Annotated in this window: 1 protein-coding gene and 1 pseudogene; one reads left to right on the plus strand and one right to left on the minus strand. The window is 66.9% G+C overall.

The window, feature by feature from the left end:
* The coding region (locus ACWGPE_RS18930) for an arginine deiminase family protein (protein ID WP_452049303.1) at positions 1 to 637 on the plus strand (637 nt) is incomplete at its 5' end.
* Positions 638 to 706: 69 nt separating this feature from the next.
* Here ACWGPE_RS18930 and ACWGPE_RS18935 read toward each other — a convergent pair.
* A pseudogene (locus ACWGPE_RS18935) lies at positions 707 to 1,275 on the minus strand (phospholipid carrier-dependent glycosyltransferase); the annotation flags it as partial.

Here is a 1,275-nt window from a genome sequence, read left to right on the forward strand (position 1 = left end):
GATCTATGCGCACCATCCGCGGTTCCTCGGCGTCCGGCGGGCGTACGAGTCGCGCTCGGCTCCTGTCGAGGGCGGCGACGTGCTGCTGCTGGGGCCCGGGGTGGTCGCGGTCGGGGTGGGGGAGCGGACCACGCCTGCCGGCGCCGAGGCGTTGGCGCGCAGCCTGTTCGACGACGACCTGGCCCATACCGTGCTGGCGGTGCCGATCCGGCAGGAGCGCGCCCAGATGCACCTGGATACCGTGTGCACGATGGTCGACGTCGACGCGGTCGTGATGTACCCGAACATCGTGGACTCGTTGTCGGCGTTCACCATTCACCGCACCGAGGCCGGGATCCGGATCGACGACGAGGTGCCTTTCGTGCAGGCGGCCGCCGATGCGATGGGGATCGAGCAACTGCGGGTGATCGACACCGGGCTCGATCCCGTGACCGCCGAACGCGAGCAATGGGACGACGGCAACAACACCCTGGCCCTGGCGCCGGGAGTGGTGGTGGCCTACGAGCGCAACTCGGAAACCAATGCCCGGCTGGCTGATTCGGGCATCGAAGTGCTGCCGATCGAGGCTTCGGAGCTGGGCACGGGCCGCGGCGGGCCACGCTGCATGTCGTGTCCGGCGGCGCGGGACCTGCTCTAGTTCACGCCCATGCGTTGAGATTGCGCTCAGGGCTGTGGATAACTCGATTTCACGACCCTGTGCGCAATCTCAACGCCACGAGGGCAGCCAGATCTCCAGGTTCCAGGTCGACTGCGAGATCGGGATGCCCGTCAGGACCGGGTACAGCCACGCGAAGTTCGCGATCACGAGTGCCACGTAGAAGCACACCACCAGCAGTCCCAACGTACGGCGTTCCGGGTTCTGTCTGGGTTGGTACAGGATGTCGCCGAGGATCAGCGCGATCGTCAGCACCAGGAACGGCGCCATCACGGTGGCGTAGAAGAAGTACATCTGCCGGTCGATGTCGAAGAACCAGGGCAGGAAACCGGCCGCGTACCCGACCAGGACCACGCCGTAGCGCCAGTCCCGCCGCACCACGGCCCGCCACAGCGCCCATCCGAGCACCGGCACCGCGATGAACCACATCGCCGGAGTGCCCACCAGCATCACGGCTTTCACGCACGACTGTGTGCCGCACCCGGCGACGTCGTGGTTGTCGATCGCGTAGAGCACCGGTCGCAACGACATCGGCCACGTCCACGGCTTGGATTCCCACGGGTGGTGGTTGCCGTCGGCGTTCGTCAGCCCGGCGTGGAAATGGTAGGCGGCATAGGTGT

The sequence above is a fragment of the Agromyces sp. NPDC055658 genome (assembly GCF_053618155.1).